At 38.4% G+C, this 20283-nt stretch carries 21 protein-coding genes; 5 read left to right on the forward strand and 16 right to left on the reverse strand.

Going from position 1 to position 20283, the window contains the following annotated elements; translation table 11 throughout:
- Positions 1–19 precede the first annotated feature (19 nt).
- Together ACIP9G_RS08090 and ACIP9G_RS08095 are read left to right on the forward strand one after the other, a co-directional pair.
- A complete protein-coding gene (locus ACIP9G_RS08090; RefSeq protein WP_401018698.1) occupies positions 20–1189 on the forward strand; it encodes a PucR family transcriptional regulator in 1170 nt (389 codons plus the stop codon).
- A 220-nt stretch (positions 1190–1409) separates the two neighbouring features.
- Positions 1410–2930 carry a CoA-acylating methylmalonate-semialdehyde dehydrogenase gene (locus tag ACIP9G_RS08095; protein ID WP_401018700.1) on the forward strand — a complete coding sequence of 507 codons (1521 nt, stop codon included), beginning with the start codon at positions 1410–1412 and terminating at the stop codon, positions 2928–2930.
- An 87-nt stretch (positions 2931–3017) separates the two neighbouring features.
- Here ACIP9G_RS08095 and ACIP9G_RS08100 read toward each other — a convergent pair whose 3' ends face one another.
- The 9 genes from ACIP9G_RS08100 to panB all read right to left on the reverse strand — a co-directional run bounded on the left by ACIP9G_RS08100 (position 3018) and on the right by panB (position 12059).
- Positions 3018–3344 (reverse strand): DUF378 domain-containing protein, encoded by a 327-nt coding sequence (locus ACIP9G_RS08100; protein ID WP_340825165.1) that lies wholly within the window; start codon positions 3342–3344, stop codon positions 3018–3020.
- Between the two features lie 275 nt (positions 3345–3619).
- Complete coding sequence (locus ACIP9G_RS08105) at positions 3620–4102, reverse strand: methylated-DNA--[protein]-cysteine S-methyltransferase (protein ID WP_401018702.1); 483 nt, start codon at positions 4100–4102, stop codon at positions 3620–3622.
- Entirely contained in the window at positions 4089–5003 is a 915-nt protein-coding gene (locus ACIP9G_RS08110; protein WP_401018704.1) for a DNA-3-methyladenine glycosylase family protein, read from the reverse strand. The genes ACIP9G_RS08105 and ACIP9G_RS08110 overlap by 14 nt, the downstream gene beginning before the upstream one ends.
- A gap of 2 nt (positions 5004–5005) precedes the next feature.
- Entirely contained in the window at positions 5006–5575 is a 570-nt protein-coding gene (locus tag ACIP9G_RS08115; RefSeq protein WP_401018705.1) for a bifunctional transcriptional activator/DNA repair enzyme AdaA, read from the reverse strand.
- Positions 5576–5595: 20 nt separating this feature from the next.
- Entirely contained in the window at positions 5596–6366 is a 771-nt protein-coding gene (locus tag ACIP9G_RS08120; protein WP_401018707.1) for an isocitrate lyase/PEP mutase family protein, read from the reverse strand.
- A gap of 171 nt (positions 6367–6537) precedes the next feature.
- Positions 6538–9309, reverse strand: coding sequence for an ATP-dependent DNA helicase DinG (gene dinG / locus ACIP9G_RS08125; RefSeq protein ID WP_401018708.1), 2772 nt, complete (start codon positions 9307–9309; stop codon positions 6538–6540).
- A gap of 673 nt (positions 9310–9982) precedes the next feature.
- Positions 9983–10366 (reverse strand): aspartate 1-decarboxylase, encoded by a 384-nt coding sequence (panD, locus tag ACIP9G_RS08130; protein WP_340825172.1) that lies wholly within the window; start codon positions 10364–10366, stop codon positions 9983–9985.
- A 1-nt stretch (position 10367) separates the two neighbouring features.
- Positions 10368–11222 carry a pantoate--beta-alanine ligase gene (gene panC / locus ACIP9G_RS08135; RefSeq protein ID WP_401018709.1) on the reverse strand — a complete coding sequence of 285 codons (855 nt, stop codon included), beginning with the start codon at positions 11220–11222 and terminating at the stop codon, positions 10368–10370.
- On the reverse strand, positions 11223–12059 hold the full coding sequence (gene panB / locus ACIP9G_RS08140) for a 3-methyl-2-oxobutanoate hydroxymethyltransferase (RefSeq protein ID WP_340825175.1): 837 nt from the start codon (positions 12057–12059) through the stop codon (positions 11223–11225). It abuts the gene before it with no gap.
- Positions 12060–12602: 543 nt separating this feature from the next.
- Between panB and ACIP9G_RS08145 the strand changes: the two genes are divergently transcribed.
- Genes ACIP9G_RS08145 through ACIP9G_RS08155 form a run of 3 tightly spaced genes read left to right on the forward strand, consistent with a single transcriptional unit; the run spans position 12603 to position 14349 of the window.
- Positions 12603–12923 (forward strand): PadR family transcriptional regulator, encoded by a 321-nt coding sequence (locus ACIP9G_RS08145; RefSeq protein WP_173478483.1) that lies wholly within the window; start codon positions 12603–12605, stop codon positions 12921–12923.
- Positions 12916–13515: a DUF1700 domain-containing protein gene (locus tag ACIP9G_RS08150; protein WP_340825178.1), complete on the forward strand. Its 600-nt coding sequence runs from the start codon at positions 12916–12918 to the stop codon at positions 13513–13515. The genes ACIP9G_RS08145 and ACIP9G_RS08150 overlap by 8 nt, the downstream gene beginning before the upstream one ends.
- A complete protein-coding gene (locus ACIP9G_RS08155; RefSeq protein ID WP_401018710.1) occupies positions 13516–14349 on the forward strand; it encodes a DUF4097 family beta strand repeat-containing protein in 834 nt (277 codons plus the stop codon).
- A gap of 162 nt (positions 14350–14511) precedes the next feature.
- On the opposite strand, the gene ACIP9G_RS08160 is transcribed toward ACIP9G_RS08155, so the two are convergent.
- The 7 genes from ACIP9G_RS08160 to ACIP9G_RS08190 all read right to left on the reverse strand — a co-directional run bounded on the left by ACIP9G_RS08160 (position 14512) and on the right by ACIP9G_RS08190 (position 20191).
- Positions 14512–15495 (reverse strand): biotin--[acetyl-CoA-carboxylase] ligase, encoded by a 984-nt coding sequence (locus ACIP9G_RS08160; RefSeq protein ID WP_401018712.1) that lies wholly within the window; start codon positions 15493–15495, stop codon positions 14512–14514.
- Between the two features lie 111 nt (positions 15496–15606).
- A complete protein-coding gene (locus ACIP9G_RS08165) occupies positions 15607–16137 on the reverse strand; it encodes a GNAT family N-acetyltransferase (protein ID WP_401019084.1) in 531 nt (176 codons plus the stop codon).
- A gap of 158 nt (positions 16138–16295) precedes the next feature.
- Positions 16296–17471, reverse strand: coding sequence for a CCA tRNA nucleotidyltransferase (locus ACIP9G_RS08170; protein WP_401018714.1), 1176 nt, complete (start codon positions 17469–17471; stop codon positions 16296–16298).
- The gene (gene bshA, locus ACIP9G_RS08175) at positions 17458–18603 is read right to left on the reverse strand and encodes an N-acetyl-alpha-D-glucosaminyl L-malate synthase BshA (protein WP_340825185.1); all 1146 of its coding nucleotides are present in this window, start codon (positions 18601–18603) and stop codon (positions 17458–17460) included. The genes ACIP9G_RS08170 and bshA overlap by 14 nt, the downstream gene beginning before the upstream one ends.
- Positions 18604–18635: 32 nt before the next feature.
- Positions 18636–19040 (reverse strand): methylglyoxal synthase, encoded by a 405-nt coding sequence (mgsA, locus tag ACIP9G_RS08180; protein WP_340825186.1) that lies wholly within the window; start codon positions 19038–19040, stop codon positions 18636–18638.
- 18 nt (positions 19041–19058) lie between these two features.
- Positions 19059–19856: a 4-hydroxy-tetrahydrodipicolinate reductase gene (dapB, locus tag ACIP9G_RS08185; protein WP_340825187.1), complete on the reverse strand. Its 798-nt coding sequence runs from the start codon at positions 19854–19856 to the stop codon at positions 19059–19061.
- Entirely contained in the window at positions 19856–20191 is a 336-nt protein-coding gene (locus ACIP9G_RS08190) for a nucleotide pyrophosphohydrolase (protein ID WP_024364257.1), read from the reverse strand. The genes dapB and ACIP9G_RS08190 overlap by 1 nt, the downstream gene beginning before the upstream one ends.
- Between the last annotated feature and the right edge of the window lie 92 nt (positions 20192–20283).

Here is a 20283-nt window from a genome sequence, read left to right on the forward strand (position 1 = left end):
CATATTAAGGGGGGAAACTATGGGAACGATTCGCAAAATTGTGGAGGGAGTTCAATTCCCTATGCTGACATTAGTAGCTGGACAAAGTGGAGCACATCGCAGAGTTACCGGTATTAACGTAGTAGAAAGCATTGATTTAATTATGTTTTGCCGACCAAATGAACTAGTCGTCACTACAGGTATTAACTTATCACAGCAAGAAGATTCCTTAGAACAACTCGTTAAGTTAGCTTACGCAAAAAAAGTAGCAGGCTTTATTATTAACATAGGCCCTTATATTTCTGCTATTCCACAGTCGATCATCACTTTTGCTAACGAGCATAATTTCCCTGTTTTTCAAATGCCTTGGCATTGTCGAATAGCTGATTTATTAAAAACTACTTTTCAATTTATTGCGAACCATCATCAAGAGCATTCCATCGAAGAAAAGGTCCTTTATAATTTACTTTTTCACTATAAAAAACATATGGACACGACAAAAGAACAACTAGCGCAACTCGGATTCCCACAAGGTAGAGAGCTTGCCATCATCACTTGCTCAACGATAGGCTCCCAGTCTAGCATTGACAGATATGAGGTCATGGTCCAATTTGCATTTCAACATCGCTATAAACGGTTTTTAAAACTAAAGTATAAAAATCACCTCATTTTTTTAATTGATAGGGCACAAATCAATACACCGAACACCCCCTTCTCGAAAATTGTTGAAGAAATCTATGATAAAATTAAACAAAAAAATGGCACCCTCGATATGATTATCGGTAAAGGAAACTATCAAAAAGAGCACGAAAATATACGTAAAAGCTATGAAGAATCATTAACTGTTATTCAATTAGCACAGCTTCATAACAACCGATTTTTATATAAATATAAAGATATTGGTGCCTATCAAATTATTATGGCCGTTCAAAACCAACCATTAATGCAATCCTTTAGCCAAGATATATTAGGTCAATTACATCGCTACGATGAGCTACACAACACGGATTATGTAGCATTTTTACGCATTTTTCTTGAGGAAAATGGCAGTACGAGTAAAATTAGCGAACGACAATTTATACATCGTAATACCGTCCTTTACAAAATTAAAAAAATAGAAGTGCTTTTAGATATGGATTTAACAAATCCATTTACAAAAACAAATCTCTACTTAGCTTTTTTAATAGAGGATGTGTTAACACATCATTAATTGTAGTTTGTAGTATGGTACTCCTTTCAATATTTATATCTGAATTTTCAATCAATAGATTGTCCTTCTAAAACAATTAAGCTATTCATATAAAGTAATAATGGAGTAAACGCCATCTGTTGCAAATAAGCGCAGCTTTAATAACTGGAAATAAGTTTTAGTAGTATTGCTATAAATTGAATAGTTCATCATTGCTAGAATTGAAGGAGGAATGTTTAGAATGGTAACGAATACAGGCGTAAAAGAATTAGGGCATTTTATTAATGGGGAAATTGTCGTTGGCAAAAGTGGGAACTTTTCTAATGTATATAACCCTAGTACAGGAGCAGTAATTGCACGTGTCCCTCTTGCAACAAAAGAAGAAGTGCAAGCGGCAATCGTTAGTGCTAAAAATGCATTTCCAGCTTGGCGCGGACTTTCCGTTGGGAAACGTGCTGAAATTGTGCTGAAGTTTCGGCAATTACTAACAGCACGCATGGATGAATTAATCGACTTGATTTGTACAGAAAGCGGGAAAACGATTGAAGATGCCAAAGGTGAAATTACAAGAGGCTTAGAGTCTGTTGACTTGGCAATCAATGCCCCTCATTTAGTAAAAGGCGAATATTCAGTTAATGTAGGTGGGAATATTAATGCATATTCTGCAAAAGCACCACTTGGCGTTGTTGCAGCGATTTCCCCTTTTAATTTCCCCGTGATGGTTCCACTTGCTATTACAAGTATGGCAGTTGCTGTAGGGAATGCCGTTATTTTAAAACCGTCTGAGCGTGTTCCTTGCTCTGCACTCTTTTTATCAGAGCTTTGGAAGGAAGCAGGTTTACCAGATGGGATTTGGACAGTCATTAATGGTGACAAGGATACAGTCAATGAGCTTTTAACGAATCCTTCCATTGAGGCTATTTCATTTGTCGGATCAACACCAGTTGCTGAATATATTTATGCAACAGGCTCTAAACATGGGAAACGTGTCACAGCATTAGGTGGTGGCAAAAACAATATGGTTGTTATGCCTGATGCAGATTTAGAACAAGTTGCAAATGCCTTTTTAGGTGCAGCTTATGGTGCTGCATCACAACGATGTATGGCCATTTCTACAATCATTCCAGTTGGCGAAACTACAGCTGAAAAGCTTGTAAAAATATTAGCTGATAAAATTTCAGCTTTAAAAGTAGGACCTTATACTGACAAAGAAGTTGATTTTGGTCCTGTTATTACTCAACAATCGAAAGATGCCATCATAGGCTTTATTGAACGCAGTCTTAAAGAAGGTGCTACTATCGTGTGCGATGGTCGTCAACCAGAAATTTCGAAAAAATCCAATGGTTTTTATTTAGGCCCAACATTATTGGATCACGTAAAACCAGGTATGGAGATTTATGAGCAGGAAGTATTCGGACCTGCTCGTAATGTCGTACGTGTGCAAACATTGGAGGAAGCTATTGATTTAATTAATAATCACGAGTTAGGAAACGGCGTAACTATCTTTACAAATAATGGAGCAGCCGCTCGTAAATTCACTTCTGAAATTGAAGTAGGTATGGTTGGCGTAAACGTGCCTATCCCAATTCCTGTCGGCTACCATAATTTTGGGGGCTGGAAACGTTCAAAATTTGGTGAAGGTCATATGTTTGGACCAGACCAAGTCCGCTTCTTTACGAAAGCTAAAACAATTTCCGAAAAGTGGTTTGAAGATACTACAGAATCTGCATCATCCTTTGCTTTTCCTAGTAATAACGACTAGAAATACAAGCCGTCTCACTGTGCATATGAGACGGCTATTTGTTACTAAAAAACTGATGTACCAACTTGGCCATCAGTTTTTTAGTGCTTACTTTTTCTTGTTATTTATATCTTTTTTGTTCGTTTTTGGAACATCTGTGAAATCTGCTTCTTCCCCAGCCTCCATACCATAACTCGGATTGCTATTAATACGAGTATGTGGATCGAAGTCCGCATCCTCATCCAAACGCTTCATGAGAATTGGAATTGATACAAGTCCAGCTAGTCCGACAAGTGCATATACCCATCTAGACAATACCGCTGTTTGTCCACCAAATAAATAGGCGACTAAATCAAATCTGAAAAATCCTATTAGTCCCCAGTTAATTGCACCAATAATTACGAGAACTAAGGCAATCCTATATAATACACCCATTCGTAGTACCTCCTTTCTTCTATAGTGGCGAAGCAAATCACAGGTCCGGCAAAGGTAAACCTTCACCATTGTAAAATGCAACACTTTGCTATGACTAATGGCAAACTGACCATTGGCCAATGTGTCATGTAAGTTATTTACAACACTCATAATGACGGTCTTATTTTTCGCAATAACTGTTTTTTTATACAAAGGTACGCTTTGCTAGTCCATAACTGCAAAAGAGCATACAAAAAGCACTAATAAATTTATTAGCGCTTAATATTTAGTACTCGTTATTTACCTTTATGAAATGACTTTTCATGCTGAAGTAACCATTCTTTCCGCCATAAACCGCCAGCATAACCAGTTAAAGTTCCATTTGAGCCAATAATACGATGACAAGGAATAACAATGCTTAGTTTATTTTTGCCATTTGCATTGCCAACAGCTCTTATCGCTTTTTCATTGCCAATTGACATGGCAATCGTTTTATAAGTCCCTATTTCAGCGTATCCTATATTAGTCAATGCTTGCCATACTCGGTTTTGAAAGTTGGTGCCTTCAACGCTATATGGAAAAGTAAAAGTAAAACGTTGTCCTTGAAAATATTCATCCAATTGCTTTAGGCAATCAAGTAAAATTTTCGGTGTTGAATCATTTTGGATATTTATTATTTCTTGTCGCTCGGAAAACATAATTGAACAAACAGCTTCATCACTTCCTATAATTTCTATAATACCGATAGGAGAATTGTAATCCAATTTATACTTTGTCATATAATGACCTCCATAAATAAAAGGTTGCATATGCTTGCCACCCTTGCCATTGTACTTCAAACTCTTTTAATTCATCTATTGTTGGTTTTCGATCTAATGCTAATTGCGTTTTTAAGGCATTTTGAAGCCCTACATCTGCAATAGGAAACGAGGTTGGATTATGAAAACATTTCATTAGGACATAATCCGCAGTCCATGCTCCAACTCCTCTTATTGCCATAAGAAATTTCTTCATGCTCGTACGATTTTGTTCCTTCAGCAATTTTTCTTTATTTAATTCACCACTTGCCATCTCTTGTGCAATTGTAATTATATATTCGGCTTTTCGAACAGTAAATTGTAATGCTTTTACATCTTCCACTTCTAAAGACGCGATTTTTTCACATGTTGGAAATACCCAATAGGTTTCCCCTTTATACGTCATACTCTCACCAAAATGTTCAACAAATCGTTTTTTTAGTGTATAGGCGAATGTTAAATTTATTTGTTGTCCGATAATCGCCCATACAAGTGCTTCAAATAAATCAGGAATACCTATTATCCGTAATCCATAATATTTTTTTACAGGTTGCTGCAAAATAGCATCTTGTTGTGCCATGTTATAAAAAGGCGCCAAGTTTCGATCTAAGTCGAACCATTCCCTTATATAAGCTATCACTTGTTCAATAGCAGCTTTGGAAGGCGTTTTGAGTGGAAAGTGAACCTGAATCTTTTGTGCGCTATAGCCAATTTTACATAGGATGAATTCATTATTAATTTTTAGTAATTTGTATAAAATTTTATCTTTTATCGTATGCAGTACTTCTTGATCGGATCTAGCTAAAAATAATAAGCATTCATCATAATTAAATAGCATTGGCGTACTTAGCTCGATGTGGCATTTTTCATCTGACTGTTTCATATTCATAGCTCCTTATATTGAAGGCTTCGATATTCAGTAGGAGAGCAATTTTTTTGGCGACGAAAAACTTTGTAAAAATTAGAAGAACTGCGAAATCCAGTTTCAAAGCAAATTTCTAAAATGGTTAAATTCGTACTCTTTAGTAAATGTGCTGCTTTATCAATTCTTATTTTTTCTAAATAAGTTCGTGGGGTTTCAGCCGTTGCTTGTTTAAATAATCGTTCAAGATGGAATGGGCTTATCCCAACATGATTGGCAATATGCTGCAACGTAAGCGATTGCTTGTATTCTTTCATTAAAAATGATGTAACCGCTTTGATAAGTTGCGCATGTGGAGAGTGCTCAACTTCAGGTTGACACCGTTTGCAAGCACGAAAGCCTGCTTGCTCAACCTTTGTTATATCATCGTAAAATGCTACATTTATTTTTTTCGGTTTTCTTGATCTGCACGAGGGACGACAATATATTTTTGTCGTTTTCACTGCCGTAAAAAATAATCCATCATAAGTTCGATCACAAGCCATTATTTTCTCCCACATTTCATCAAATGAAAGATTTATGGTACTGTCCATTAAATGCCTCCTTGCTTCAGCTATTTTTCATATAAAAATGACGTATCTCTCGTCTCGACTAACTGTGTCGCATTTTTTGTCAAATAAGCAATGATTGTATCTGATAATGCATTGCCAAAGCTAAAACGTTTAACGCCTAATTCTTGTAGCGTCTGACAATTCGTTAAACCTGGTAACGACATTAAATTAATGGGAGCATCTATAGCTGAAGTAATTTCTTTTATTTCTTCATGATCTATCAGCCCTGGTATAAAAATTCCACTAGCACCACTGTCCACATATGCCTTTGCTCTTGTCATTGTTTCCAAAAATGGCTGCTCTGATTGAAAATATGTATCTGTCCTTGCATTAATAAAAAAGTCTTTATAGCCATGCTGATCTAACATTGTTCTCATTTTTTCTAATAGGGAGCAATGTTCATTCATATTTCTTAGTCCTTTTTGTTGTTTTAGTGAATCCTCAATATTGATACCTGCTACACCAATATCGGCTGTTCTTAATACATTATCCAAAATTGTTTTCGTATCGCTGCCATACCCTGCCTCAATATCTGCTGAAACTGGGATATTTACATTATCCGTAATCGCTTTAATTATAGCTAAATGTCTATTAAAATCTATACATTCTCCATCTGCATAACCGAGCGAATTCGCAATTCCCCAGCTTGTAGTACCAATTGCTTTAAATCCTGCTTTTTCTAGTGTTAATGCAGATAGTAAATCCCAGGCATTCCCTAATAATAATAAATCTTGTGTGGCATGTAACGCATTGAATGTTTTTATTGTCGTCATATTTAATCCCCCTATACGTGATAGATAACATCTTAACAGGGGTTCAACAGTCATTTCGTCCTCATTCTTGCTGTTATGGTCTATTGCAACACTTTAATGACAATGAAAAAGCCACCTCTTTGCACCAATTATTAAAAATCCCTTCTAGCATAATGCTAAAAGGGACTTTTATTATTTTTGCCAATTGCTTAATTCCTTTAAAAGCTCTGGTAATTGTAGTTTTCTCACATCTATCGGTGGTAATGCATCAATAAATTCTTTTCCATACGATTTTGAGCTAATACGACGATCTAACACAATAAATGCGCCCTTATCTTGCGAAGAACGGATTAATCGGCCAAAACCTTGCTTAAAACGCATAATCGCTTCAGGTAAAGACAGCTCTGTAAAGGAGTTGTGCCCTTGCATTGTAAGGTGTTTGGCACGTGCCTTGAACACTGGCTCCTCTGGAGAAGAGAATGGCAGGCGTACAACGATTACGGAAGATAGTGCGTCACCTGGGACGTCTACTCCTTCCCAAAAGCTATTTGTTCCAAATAACACTGCCTGGCTAAATTTCTGAAACGATTTGAGAATACGCATCCGACTACCACCTGTAACACCTTGTGCAAAGAGCATATAGTCATCGAGTAGTTCACTATCTTGTATTAGTTCAACTGTTTTTCGCAGCATATCTTGTGCAGTAAATAAGACAAAGCAGCGGCCTTCTGTCATGCGAACTGTACGTGTAATGGCGTGCGCAACTGCCTCAATATATTCCGCCTGTGTAACTTTTTGAATGTCCGGCATATCTGTGACGATAAACGCCTTTGCACCTGCATAATACGAAGGAGGTGCCTGTAACTGTACGACATGCACACTGTCTGAAATACCTAGCTGACGTGTAATAAAACGTTCATTGCCTGGTACAGTTAATGTTCCTGAAGTCCAGACGATACTTGCTTGATTACGGAGTGGTGCAAGTACCTTTTCAATTATTGGTGTGACATTTACTGGCTTTTTATAAACATGTAGACTCCCTGGTACACTGCGCAAATCAAACTCAAACCACACTGAATTATCATCCTGTGGTAAAAGGAAAATTTCCTCCCATTCAGCAATTCTTAGCTTCATTTCACGAATCCAATAATGCCACTCGGATAATATAAATACTTCATTTTTGTCTAATTGCTCAATATTATTTTCAAAAGCTTTTCCAGCATCTACTGCAAGGTCTAGCCATTGCTGTAATAGTTTGCTTACTTGTAAAAGTGGCTCTTTTGCAAGTAATACATCCTCTAAAAACAGTGTACACTTGCTACTTGTTTGTTTGCCTTTAATTTGCTGTTGTACTTTTTGTACTACACGCTGGATTGTTTCGTCAAACACACGCTGTAGACGTATAAATTGTTTATCTAGTTGCTGTAAGCTTTGCATCGGAATGCGCTGCTTCTTCTTGGCAGCCTGACTAAATTGCTGAAAGAGAGCTGTTTCTTCCATTGTACCAATTTGGCCAAAAACATATTTCCATTGTGTATACGAAAAGACCGTTTCATCCTGTTGCATAGCTGCTTGAATAACTTGATGGGCTTCGTCAATAATCCAACCATCGATTTGTGTAAAAATTGGCGTTTGACGAACTAAATCACTAATTACCATCGAGTGATTCGTCACGATGCAATCCGCTGTTGCACTATTTTTTAATGCTTGCTCGTAGAAATCAAAGCCTTTTGTCGATTTTTCATCAGGTATTTTGCGGATTTTTTCTAAAAATAGCTGTCCTCCACCAGAAACATTAAGTTCACTTAACACACCAGTTTGGGTTTTTGTCAGCCATACTAGCAATTGTAAAATTGTAAAGGTATCGTCATATGATTCATCTGCATATGCTATACATTGCTCAAAGCGTGCGAGGTCAATATAATGTTGCATGCCTTTAAGTACAGCAACATTTACTTTTGTGCCAAGAATTTTTTCGATTTTTGGTAGTTCCTCTTCGACAAGCTGCTCCTGTAAATGTGCTGTATACGTACTAATCGCTATCTTTTTATTGTGCGCTCGTGCATATAAAATACAAGGTAAAAGATAACCAACCGTTTTACCGATGCCTGTAGAAGCCTCGATAATACATTCTTCTTTCGTGTTTAATGCTTGCCAAATCGTATCCATCATTGCAAATTGAGCAGGTCGTTGCTCGAAGTTAGGCATAGCCTTTGTCATCATTGCTTCTTTGTCTTTTGCCGTTTGAGGATAAGGTGCTAGTTCCGGCTTAAAAACCTGTTTTTGACGACCATCACAAATCGCAAAATTGCGATAGTAGGTAATATGTTCATCAGTCGAACTTTGATGGCGTTTTATTTGTAGTGCCTCAAAGAAAAGCTGGGATAAATTAGATTTTAAACGGAACGAGCGTTTATGCATTTGTTCAAGCGTTAGCTGTGGAAGCTTTAGAAGCTCATTCCAACTACGTTTAAAAAGCTCAGCTGTTGCAAGTGCGTCATCGTCCGCTCTATGTGCATTTTCAAGTTCAATATTTAAATCCGCTGCTAAATCACCTAGCTTAAAACTAAGTGACATAGGGAATAAAATTTTTGCTAGCTCTACCGTATCCATTTTCTTACCATGCCATTTCGGTAAACCAGCTCGTTTGAATTCTGCTTGTAAAAAGGATAAGTCAAAATCGGTATTATGCGCGACAAAAACACAATCGGCAATCAATTCATATATGTAGTCCGCATGTGCCTCGAACGGCAAGGCATCTTTGACATCCTCGTCCGTAATATGCGTTAAATCTTGTATAAAGGACGGAATAGATTTACCTGGATGAATAAATTTTGTATAAGTTCGTTCTATTTCCCAATCCTTCATAATTACAATGGCAATTTGAATCATACGGTCACCATTTGCTGGAGAATGACCTGTCGTCTCCAAATCAACAATTGCATACTTTTGACTTTCCATCATACATCTCAACTCACAGTTCACATTAGATAGATGAATTTTATCATAAATTCATCGCGCTGGTCATCCTTCCACCATCTTGGATGAAAGAAAACGCTTTTTCGCTAATGTTTTTCCATAAAACTCCTTAAAATTGTTTGAAAATTGTTTGAGTGACTGGCACTTTTACATAATTCCAAAATTGTTTCAGAATTGTGTGAGTGCCTGACACTTTTACATAGACGACTAGCAAAACATAGGCTTCTAAAAGCGTAAAAATCCACTTCACTTTCCGCGGGCACATTGTAAGCCGCAACCGTCGCTATCGCGCCGCTTGTTGCGTCTTACATTGTTTGCTATTCCCGCAGGAGTCTTCGTGGATTTTTACTTAGTTATAATAAATTTTCTTACTTGCAGTGCTGCTTGATTTCAAAATTGTTTCAGAATTGTCTGAGTGACTGGCACTTTTACATAGACAACTAGCAAAACATAGGCTTCTAAAAGCGTAAAAATCCACTTCGCTTTCCGCGGGCACAATGTAAGCCGCAACCGTCGCTATCGCGCCGCCTGTTGCGTCTTACATTGTGTGCTATTCCCGCAGGAGTCTTCGTGGATTTTTACTTAGTTATAATAAATTTTCCTACATACAGTGCTGCTTGATTTCAAAATTGTTTCAGAATTGTGTGAGTGACTGGCACTACAATATAGTTGCTTCAGGCTCGTAGGCAATCATTTCTTTTATTGTATTACCTTCTCCCATAATCGCTACTGTTGGTTTATGTTCTTTTGCCTCTGCATTATCCACATAAACATAAGAGATAATAATGACGATGTCTCCGCGTTGTACAAGGCGCGCTGCCGCACCATTTACACAAATAACACCTGAGCCACGCTCACCTGCAATAATATAAGTTTCAAAGCGAGCACCATTATTATTATTTACGATATGCACTTTTTCGTTTGGTAGCATACCAACTGCATCTAAAATATCCTCATCAATTGTGATGGATCCTACATAATTTAAATCCGCTTCCGTTACAGTAGCACGGTGGATTTTGCTATTCATCATCATGCGTAACATATTATTTTCCTTCTTTCACATTAAAGATACAATTATCGATTAATCGCGTTTGACCGATATAGACAGCAGCTGCTAAAAGGACTTGTTCCGTTTGAGCTGTTACTGGTAGTAGGTCTGGGTAAGCCAATAATTCAATATAATCAATTTTTCCATGTGTGCGTGCAGTGATGTGCGCCTTTGCTTTTGCCAGTGCCCCAGTTGCATCACCATTTGCTAGAAAGCTATCTCTAGCAAGCTGTAAAGCCTCATATATAGCCGGTGCTTCACTTCGATCTTTAGCATTCAAATAGACATTGCGCGAAGATTTTGCTAAGCCATCCTCCTCACGTACGATAGGCACGACACGCATTTCTAACGGGAAATGATAATCACGTATCATCGTAGCGATAATAGCCGCTTGCTGTGCATCCTTTTGACCGAAATACGCACGGGTTGGCTGAGTTAAGTGAAATAAAATTGATACGACCTGTAATACGCCATCAAAATGCCCTGGTCGGCTTGCGCCACATAAAATTGTTGCCTGCTCGCCTGCATAGATGCGAATACCACCATTATGCGGATATATTTCTTCAACACTTGGTGCAAAAACAATATCTACACCTACAGATCGTGCTAAAGCCGTGTCTCGTTCTAAATCACGAGGATAACTTTCAAAGTCCTCGTTTGGACCAAATTGCGTCGGATTAACGAAAATACTCATAACAACAAGGTCATTTTCTACACGTGCTTTTGACGCTAATGTTAAATGGCCTTCATGCAAATAACCCATCGTTGGCACTAAACCAATTGTTTTTTGCGCTTTCTTAGCTGTTTGAATTTCTGCAGTTAGTGCTTCGATTGTCGTGATGACTTTCATTTATTTAACGCCTCCGTATAGCTGATCCAATGCTTCATCCTTCATCGTGAAGGAGTGGTTTAATGTAGGGAATGTCCCAGTCTTCACTGCATTTACAAAATTAGCAATACCACTACTTGCTTCACTTCCCATATCGGCATAGCGTTCCACAAATTTTGGTACATGATGTGATCCATAGCTAAGCATGTCATGGAAAACTAACACTTGTCCATCTGCTTCAAGTCCAGCGCCAATGCCAATCGTAGGAATAATTAGTGCAGCGGAAACTAGCTCTGTTAGCTGGTGTGGAATACATTCTAATACAATTGCACAAGCGCCCGCAGCTTCACACTTTTTGGCATCCTCAATAAGTTGTTTTGCCTGTTCGGCTGTCTTCCCTTGTACCTTATAGCCCCCAAGCACTCCTGCTAATTGCGGTTGCAAGCCTAAGTGCGCAACGACCGGGATCCCTGCTGATGTTAATTTACTTATAACCGGCAGTACATCCCCCGCACCCTCTAGCTTAAGAGCATCTGCACCAGTCTCCTGCATCATAGATACCGCAGTTTTTAAAGTGTCGTTAATATCACCTTGATAAGACCCAAATGGCATATCCACGATAACAAACGTATTTTTTGCCCCTCGACGGACAGCTTTTGCATGGTGAACCATATCCGCTACGGTAACTGGCATCGTTGAAGGGTAACCAAGCACTACCATTCCAAGCGAATCCCCTACGAGAATCATTTCAACGCCTGCTTCTTCTGCAAATGTTGCGGAAGGGTAATCGTACGCTGTTAACATGACGATTTTCTCTCCTGCTGCTTTCATTTTTAAAAAATCTGATGTCGTCTTCATTGTGTAGTCCTCCTTTTTTTAAGGAAAAAAACAAAAAGACCTTTCTATTCCTTAAAATGGACAGAAAGGTCATGTGTTCGTTCAGAACCGTTTTACCTCATTGTTGTTAACATACCAGCAGGATTTTGTTTGCTATGCAACTAAAAATCCGTGACATGACGATGAGGTTTTAACTTCATTTAAACAAATAGAAACCAGCCATTTCAACTTTTATAGTTAGGCTATTTCTACTTAATCAAGTTAAATTTTGAACGCATCGTTTTCTTCCGTCCCTGTCTATAAAGATCAAGGCAGATATTTGTTGTAATTTGTAAATTGCTTTTGAAGGTGCCGTTCACAAAGGATACTGCCCTTCAGCACTACTATAACAGATTCCAATTAATCTTCAAATATTTTTTTCTAGCAATGGACTTCCCCTAGTATTTCGTTCGAACATTTTTTCACAAAAATTGACAAACACATATTATACGTCATATACTATCAGCATACTATACAGCATATATTATAAAACCTTGTATAGGTAATTGAATGTGAGGTGGAAAGATGACATTTCAGCTAGGCTCCGCATTACTCGATGCTTGTGTACTTGCGATTGTTGATAAGGAGGATGCATACGGCTACTCATTAACACAGCAGGTACAATCTGTGATGGATATATCCGAATCAACGCTGTATCCGGTTTTACGCCGTTTACAAAAAGCAAACTACCTAACAACATATGACCAGCCCTACCAAGGGAGAAATAGACGGTATTATCAAATAACCGAGCAAGGGCGTATACGATTGCTAGAGCTTTTACAGGAGTGGCAAATGTATAAGCAAAAAGTTGACTGTGTACTTTTAGGAGGGAAATTAGATGGATAGAGTAAGCTATTTAAAAAAGCTACGAGGCAAATTAAGTCGGCTTCCTGCGCATGAGCTAAATGCTGCGCTTGTCTATTATGAAGAGTATTTTGATGAAGCAGGCGCAGAAAATGAGCAGCAAGTCATTTCACAACTAGGTTCTCCCTCTGTTGTTGCTTCACAAATAATGGCTGACTTTGCTTTAAAGGATTTAGATGCAACACCCGCTTCTACAAAGAAAAATATGACCGCTATTTGGCTCATTATTCTTGCAATATTGTCGGCACCATTATCTTTACCAATACTAGCAGTTGCGGTAGCACTTATGATATCGGTTGGAGCAGTCATTTTTAGCGTTGTTGTGGCGATTGTTGCAACAGTTCTAAGCATCTTTTTAGGCGGTGTTGTGGCACTCATTGCAGGCTTCTTTGTTTTAACAGAGCACTGGCCAACAGCATTGCTCTTTATGGGAATAGGACTAATTGTAACAGGATTGGGTGTTTTACTTTTCCCTGCCGTAGCACGCTTGATTAAGAAAATTGGTCTTGTTTGTGTGGAAGTATTGGCAAGTTTATTCCGTAAAATTACAAAAAAGCGTAAAGGGGGATTTTAAATGATTTCGCGATATAAGCTCATTGCGCTTAGTATGATTACTTTAGGTATTTTACTTGCCGTAATTGGTTTTTCCTCTGGAGGAAGATGGTTTATCATAAAAGAAGATAATGGCTTCACTGTCCCAGCAAAAAATGGGCTCGAAAATAATTTTTATGCACTTGAAGCATTTACAGATCTACACATAAACAATGACTACGGGGATGTTGAAATACTTCAGTCAGATAGCTATACATTAGAAACAAACGTTATGAAAAATACGGACGTAACTTATAGTATGAAAGATGGCACTTTGACCGTTGAAACGAAAAGTAAAAGAAAAAGCGGTATGACGATTGGCATCGGGACATTCAAATCACCTTCCATAAAAATTACTGTTCCAAAAGATACAAAATTAAATTCCATAGTTATTGACAGTAATTTTGGCGATACAACGCTTAAAGGATTCGATTACAAGCAATTAAGCCTTAATGAAGATTATGGAGATATTCTACTGAAGAATATTGCAGGAGAAAAAACGGAGATTACTCAGTCTTTCGGTGATTTAACACTCAAGCAATTTAAAAGTAGCGGTCTTGTTGTTGAAAGTGAACATGGGGATATTACTATTAATGGGACACTGAACGGTCAATCCAACATCACCTCTAGCTTTGGAGATACTTTGCTACACTTAGACAATAAAAAAAGTGATGTAGGTTTCGAATTGAATACAAGCTTCGGAGATATTTCAGTAAATGATAGTTCGCAAAATAGTAAGGTTTCTCAGCTCCTTGCAGGAGAAAATCAGCTAAGCGTTTCACTTTTACATGGAGATATAGCATTATCTCTAAAATGATAACAAGATGCTGGTATAAAATAAAAAAAGAGTTAGATTGATTGCAATCAATCTAACTCTTTTTTGCTATGCCGTTAATGGCATGGCCGGTACAACGGTCGCTTTTCGCTAGAGTTATCTTTTACCCCTGTTTCAAAAAGCATTGTCGAGTAATTTAATTTTTTATAAAATTTTAATATCCCCCGAATAAATTGTTCGAATTGTACCATCATTTAATGTTAGCTGTAACACACCTTCATCTGTAATGCCGCTAGCAATGCCTTCAAAACGTTCTCGTAAAGTCGTCACTTCGATACGTTGTCCTATTGTGCATGACATTTGCTCCCATAGCTCTTTAATACTGGAGAAGCCCTCTTTTACGAATAGCTCAGTAAACTGCTCTAAATATTGTAAAATCGTTGCGACAAGTGCAGCACGATTAATTTCCTCTCCTGCAGCTATGCGTAGCGATGTGGCAATATTTGCGATGTCAGGAGAAAAATCTTTTTCTTGCTGGTTAGCATTGATACCGATCCCAACAAGTAAAGCTTGTACAAGGTCTGCCTCTGCCTGCATTTCTGTTAAAATCCCTGTACATTTTTTGCCGTTTATCAGTAAATCATTTGGCCATTTTATTGCAGGCTCTACATGTTTATATAATGTTTTAATGGCCATTGTAACTGCAACGGCAACGACAAGTGTAAATGAAGATGCTTGCTGTGGTGATACATCGGGTCGTAATATAATGGTCATCCAAATACCTGTACCTTTTGCTGATTCCCATGGTCTAGACATGCGACCGCGCCCTGCCGTTTGTTCTTCACCAATAACAATCGTTCCATCTGGGGCACCTTCTTGTGCTAGCTTATGCGCAATTATTTGTGTAGAATCCACGACATCAAAATAGTGAATTTGTCGTCCTAACCGCTCTGTTTTTAAAAATAATTCTAATTGTGTTGGACTTAAGCTATTCGGCACACCAGTTAACACATAGCCTTTTTTCTTAACCGTTTCAAAAGTGTAGCCTTCCTCCTGTAACGTCTGCATATGCTTCCAAATTGCAGTACGCGACACCCCTAGTGAATCTGCCAAGTCTTGTCCTGAAACTGCCTCACCGCTAGCTGCTAATAATCTTTTTAAAATTTCATCCTTCATGGACATACTCATACTCAAACCAATCCTTTAGTATTTTTCTTCATTGCACCTAATCACAACAGTGGCATTTCAAATATATCATCTATAACGAACTTGTCTCGTTAGCAAGAGATGCAATAAGATTTACCATTCATGCTTTAAAATACTGTATAAAAGGGAATCTCGCCAGCCATCTCTTAATAACAAATCTTGTCGTAATTTACCTTCTTGAGTCATGCCGATTTTTTCTAACCCTTTTGCAGAGCCTAAATTTCTCGGGTCACAAGTTGCAAAAATACGGTGTAAATTTAATGTACTAAATCCAAATTCAATTAGTAGCTTCGATACTTCTGTAGCATACCCCTTTGCCCAATAGTCTGGGTGAATAATATAGCCAATCTCACCTTGTCTATTCGTAAAATCTCGAATATTAATTTCCCCAGCACCGATAAACCGTTCCTTTGCCATAACAGCAAAAACAAAGCGACTTCTTGGCATGTTTGTAGCTTCCAACATTACTTGCGTGACAAACTCATATGACTCTTTTTCGGAATTAGGACCCCATGGTTGATATTGGCAAACAATTGGTTGAGATGCATATTCATGTACAGCTTTCCAATCGTGTTGCTCTAACTCTCTCAGTATAACTCTCTCTCCTATTAGATGGTCAATCATCATCCACCCCACCTTGATTGAAATTTTGTATATGTATAAATCGTTTCTAGTTTTCACTCAAAATGCTAATAAAAAAATAAAGCAAGTGACCTTGTAATGACGAAATTTCAATGGTCACTTTTTGTCACTTGCACTATTTTCATTATAAAATCAACTATTTATCCTTTATGGTCATACTCGCGCTCAAACCAATCCTTAATGTGGTTTTGCTCATTAGTAAGTTCCCCATTCACAACGGCCGTTAATATTAATTGCAAAGCTTCTTTTAACCATGGTCCCCGTTTTTGTCCTGACCATTGCAATAAATCCATTCCATTCACTACAAGCTCTTGGCGATGTCTTATAGGTAAGCTTGCCTGAACCTCCCGTATGCTTTGCTGCGAGTGGTTCATTAGCTCTTTCAACTGTGCAAAGTATTGTGCTGCTTCGAGCTCCTCTAGCGAATACGTAAAATAGTCCATACTTGTCCAGCCCTTTTGTAACGCATGGAACGCACCTAAAACAGCCTTAACAAATGCCATTTCCTTATTCGATAAACGATAGGCACGCAACACTTCCTGCCATTGGTCACCTTGTATAAGAGCAAAATACGCCCAACCGCAAGTTGCATTTTGTACAGAAAAGCCTTGCCATTGTTCGACTTGGAAGTCACCTTGCAAATAGGACACTAAGCCACTTTCTTCAAGCTTTTTAATGCCATTATAAACATCTTTCCCTACCCACAGCTTATCAAGTTCAGCCTTAATGCGCTCTTTGGCCACCCAGGCAATATCTGAAGCCTTTTCCTGTATTGCCTGAAGTGTCTCAGCTTCGATCGTAAAGCCAAGCTGTGCTGAAAAACGCACAGCCCTTAGCATTCGTAAGGCATCCTCAGCAAAACGCACTTTTGCTTCTCCTACTGCTCGAATAACGCCAGACTCAATATCACGCTGCCCATTATAATAATCTACAAACGTGCCATCTCGACGCATAGCTATTGCATTCATCGTAAAATCACGGCGCTGTAAATCCTCTTTCAGGGACCTTACAAAATGGACTTCCTCAGGTCTTCGATGATCAGTATACTCTCCATCTGTGCGATACGTTGTAACTTCAACTGGTGCTGTTGGCTCAAGAACTAGCACGGTGCCATGTTGAATACCAATATCAACGGTACGATTAAAAACAGTTTTAACTTCTTGTGGCAATGCATTTGTCGCTACGTCTACATCATGTGCTTGACGATTTAATAGGGCGTCTCGCACAGCTCCGCCTACGACAACTGCCTCAAAGCCTGCTTCCTCTAATTGTTCAATAACTGAGAAAGCAGCTTGCCATTCTTTATTGTTTTGCATGGTTTTTTTCAGCAACCTTTTCATACAGTTGTTCATACTGCTCGACAATTTTAGATGAGTGGAATTTTTCACTAACTGCTCGCATCGCTGCTTCGCGGAAACGAAGTAGCTTATCTTCATCGTTCAATAACTGAACAGCATAGTCAGCTACAGCATCCGTATCGCCTAATTCCACTAAATAGCCATCTACACCATGATCAATGACTTCTGGTATTCCACCAACGGTCGTACCAATACATGGCACACCACAAGCCATTGCTTCAAGCAATACAAGTCCAAAAGATTCCTGTTGTGACAGTAATAGCTTCAGATCACTAATAGCGTACAATTCATCTAAATTTTCTTGTTTACCTAAAAATAAGACGTCCTTGACATACGGGCTTTCTTTTACTTGATCCATCACACGATGCTTTTCGGGTCCATCCCCTACTAACAATAGCTTCGCTTTTATATTTCCTCGGATTTTCATAAACGCATCAATAATATGAGGGAGGTTCTTAATTTTACGGAAGTTAGAAACATGAATGATGACTTTTTCATCTTCTTGAATGCCAAACTGCTCTTTTAAGTTACCAGCATCTTGCGGACGATAGACACGCTCATCCACGAAGTTATAAATCGTTTCAATTGGCTTTACAGTATCAATAAGTTCGTAGGTTTGTTCTTTTAGTGACTCTGAAACTGCAGTTACAATATCAGACTTATCAATACCATATTTGATAGCTTGTGACAGCGTAGAATCCTGTCCAAGTACGGAAATATCCGTGCCATGGAGTGTTGTCACAATACCAATATTTTGCCCACTCATTTCTCGGGCTAGCACCGCACATACGGCATGTGGGATTGCATAATGTACATGTAGTACGTCTAACCCTTCATCTTTAATCACGTCCGCCATTTTACTCGCTAATGCAATATCATACGGCGAATACTGAAATACTGAATAATTGTTCACTTCTACTTCATGGAAAAAGACGGTCGGATAAATTTTATTCAATCGAAATGGTACGCTTGAGGTGATGAAATGAATTTCGTGCCCTCTCTCTGCAAGCATTTTTCCTAATTCTGTTGCAATAACACCAGAGCCTCCAACTGTTGGATAACAGGTAATGCCGATTTTTAGCTTTCTCATTCGATAATCATCCTTTCTAAATTCACGTCTTTTTAGTCTCGTCTTTCTTGAATCAGTCTCCAATCCACAAAGCCCTCTTGTAGGCCTTTTAGTAGTATTTCTGCAGTTCCCATATTTGTTGCCAGTGGCACTTGGTAAACATCACAAAGACGGATAAGTGCAGAAACATCCGGCTCATGTGGTTGTGCTGTTAAGGGGTCACGGAAGAAAATGACCATATCCATATCATTATTGGCAATCATTGCGCCAATTTGTTGATCCCCGCCAAGGGGACCTGAGCGAAAACGTGTAACCTCTAAGCTTGTAGCTTCCATAACACGTTGCCCTGTTGTACCTGTTGCATAAAGTGTATGTTCATTTAAAATATCACGGTAAGCGATAGCAAACTGTACTAGATTATCTTTTTTGCGATCATGTGCAATTAATGCGATTTTCATAAATTTTCCATCCGTTCTTTAGATGATGTTTTCTAAACCATAAACTAGCTGATCCATTTTCATAACTTCTTCTACACAAAATGCAACACCGGACATAAAGGAGTTACGATTTAATGAGTCATGACGGATTGTTAATAGTTGACCGTCTCCTCCAAACAATACTTGCTGATGTGCCACTAAACCAGGTAAACGAACAGAATGAATTCGCATACCATCAAAATCAGCCCCTCTTGCTCCTTCAATCGTTTCTTTTTCCTGTGGATGACCTTGCGTTTTTTGTGCTCGCACCTCTTGGATCAGTTGTGCTGTTTTGACACCAGTACCAGATGGCGCATCCAACTTTTGGTCATGGTGCATTTCAATGATTTCTACATCTGGTAAGTATTTTGCTGCTTCTTTAGCAAATTTCATCATCAGGATTGCCCCAATTGCAAAGTTTGGTGCGATAATGCAGCCTAACTCCTTCTCATTAGCAAGTGCTGATAATTCTTCAAGCTGAGCATCTGTAAAACCAGTTGTGCCAATAACCGGTCGTACATTTAAATTTAAAGCCTCTTTTGTATGATTATATACTGCATGTGGATTCGTTAAATCTACTAAAACGTCAGGGGCAGTCGCTTCTACTAGCTCGTTCATATCTGTAAATATTGGTGCTGTATAGCTTGCTGGGAACATTTCTAAATCAGCTAATGTCTGGCCAACCTCTTTATAATCTAGTACAGCTACTAACTCCATTTTGGCATGTTTCATAACTGTATGTACAGCTTCAGCTCCCATTTTTCCTCTTGGCCCTGCAATTGCTACACGAATCGACATTATTCCTCTTCCTTTCTTGTCCAGCGATCCTTATCTCTCGTTTCAAATTTATGTATGACGCGTAAAAGTGCCTCATCTAATTTTATACCTTGTGCATTAGCAAAGCATACTAAAACAAAGAAAAAGTCACCTAATTCTTCTTCAATACTATTCGTTTCTTCAGTGCTTTTTTTCTTTTTCTGTCCGTAAACGTCTTGCACTTCGCGTGACAATTCTCCAAGCTCCTCCGTTAAACGTGCGAGTAGTTCAAAAGGAGGGAAATAACCTTCCTTAAATTGCCCTATATAATCATCCACACGTTTTTGCAAGGCTTGCATCGTTATCTGTTCTGTCATCCAATATCACACTCCTATTTACCATCGTATAAAATTTACACCATTGTTGTCAAAAACAATAAAATAACAGATAATAAAACCACTACTTCATA

It is taken from the genome of Lysinibacillus sp. NPDC093197 (assembly GCF_044754025.1).
Classification (GTDB): Bacteria; Bacillota; Bacilli; order Bacillales_A; family Planococcaceae; genus Lysinibacillus.

Bases quoted from the DNA above. Each gene is read 5' to 3' on its own strand.
- ACIP9G_RS08090 (WP_401018698.1), top strand. From the start codon at position 20: ATGGGAACGATTCGCAAAATTGTGGAGGGAGTTCAATTCCCTATGCTG.
- ACIP9G_RS08095 (WP_401018700.1), top strand. From the start codon at position 1,410: ATGGTAACGAATACAGGCGTAAAAGAATTAGGGCATTTTATTAATGGG.
- ACIP9G_RS08100 (WP_340825165.1), bottom strand. From the start codon at position 3,344: ATGGGTGTATTATATAGGATTGCCTTAGTTCTCGTAATTATTGGTGCA.
- ACIP9G_RS08105 (WP_401018702.1), bottom strand. From the start codon at position 4,102: ATGACAAAGTATAAATTGGATTACAATTCTCCTATCGGTATTATAGAA.
- ACIP9G_RS08110 (WP_401018704.1), bottom strand. From the start codon at position 5,003: ATGAAACAGTCAGATGAAAAATGCCACATCGAGCTAAGTACGCCAATG.
- ACIP9G_RS08115 (WP_401018705.1), bottom strand. From the start codon at position 5,575: ATGGACAGTACCATAAATCTTTCATTTGATGAAATGTGGGAGAAAATA.
- ACIP9G_RS08120 (WP_401018707.1), bottom strand. From the start codon at position 6,366: ATGACGACAATAAAAACATTCAATGCGTTACATGCCACACAAGATTTA.
- dinG (WP_401018708.1), bottom strand. From the start codon at position 9,309: ATGATGGAAAGTCAAAAGTATGCAATTGTTGATTTGGAGACGACAGGT.
- panD (WP_340825172.1), bottom strand. From the start codon at position 10,366: ATGTTACGCATGATGATGAATAGCAAAATCCACCGTGCTACTGTAACG.
- panC (WP_401018709.1), bottom strand. From the start codon at position 11,222: ATGAAAGTCATCACGACAATCGAAGCACTAACTGCAGAAATTCAAACA.
- panB (WP_340825175.1), bottom strand. From the start codon at position 12,059: ATGAAGACGACATCAGATTTTTTAAAAATGAAAGCAGCAGGAGAGAAA.
- ACIP9G_RS08145 (WP_173478483.1), top strand. From the start codon at position 12,603: ATGACATTTCAGCTAGGCTCCGCATTACTCGATGCTTGTGTACTTGCG.
- ACIP9G_RS08150 (WP_340825178.1), top strand. From the start codon at position 12,916: ATGGATAGAGTAAGCTATTTAAAAAAGCTACGAGGCAAATTAAGTCGG.
- ACIP9G_RS08155 (WP_401018710.1), top strand. From the start codon at position 13,516: ATGATTTCGCGATATAAGCTCATTGCGCTTAGTATGATTACTTTAGGT.
- ACIP9G_RS08160 (WP_401018712.1), bottom strand. From the start codon at position 15,495: ATGAGTATGTCCATGAAGGATGAAATTTTAAAAAGATTATTAGCAGCT.
- ACIP9G_RS08165 (WP_401019084.1), bottom strand. From the start codon at position 16,137: ATGATTGACCATCTAATAGGAGAGAGAGTTATACTGAGAGAGTTAGAG.
- ACIP9G_RS08170 (WP_401018714.1), bottom strand. From the start codon at position 17,471: ATGCAAAACAATAAAGAATGGCAAGCTGCTTTCTCAGTTATTGAACAA.
- bshA (WP_340825185.1), bottom strand. From the start codon at position 18,603: ATGAGAAAGCTAAAAATCGGCATTACCTGTTATCCAACAGTTGGAGGC.
- mgsA (WP_340825186.1), bottom strand. From the start codon at position 19,040: ATGAAAATCGCATTAATTGCACATGATCGCAAAAAAGATAATCTAGTA.
- dapB (WP_340825187.1), bottom strand. From the start codon at position 19,856: ATGTCGATTCGTGTAGCAATTGCAGGGCCAAGAGGAAAAATGGGAGCT.
- ACIP9G_RS08190 (WP_024364257.1), bottom strand. From the start codon at position 20,191: ATGACAGAACAGATAACGATGCAAGCCTTGCAAAAACGTGTGGATGAT.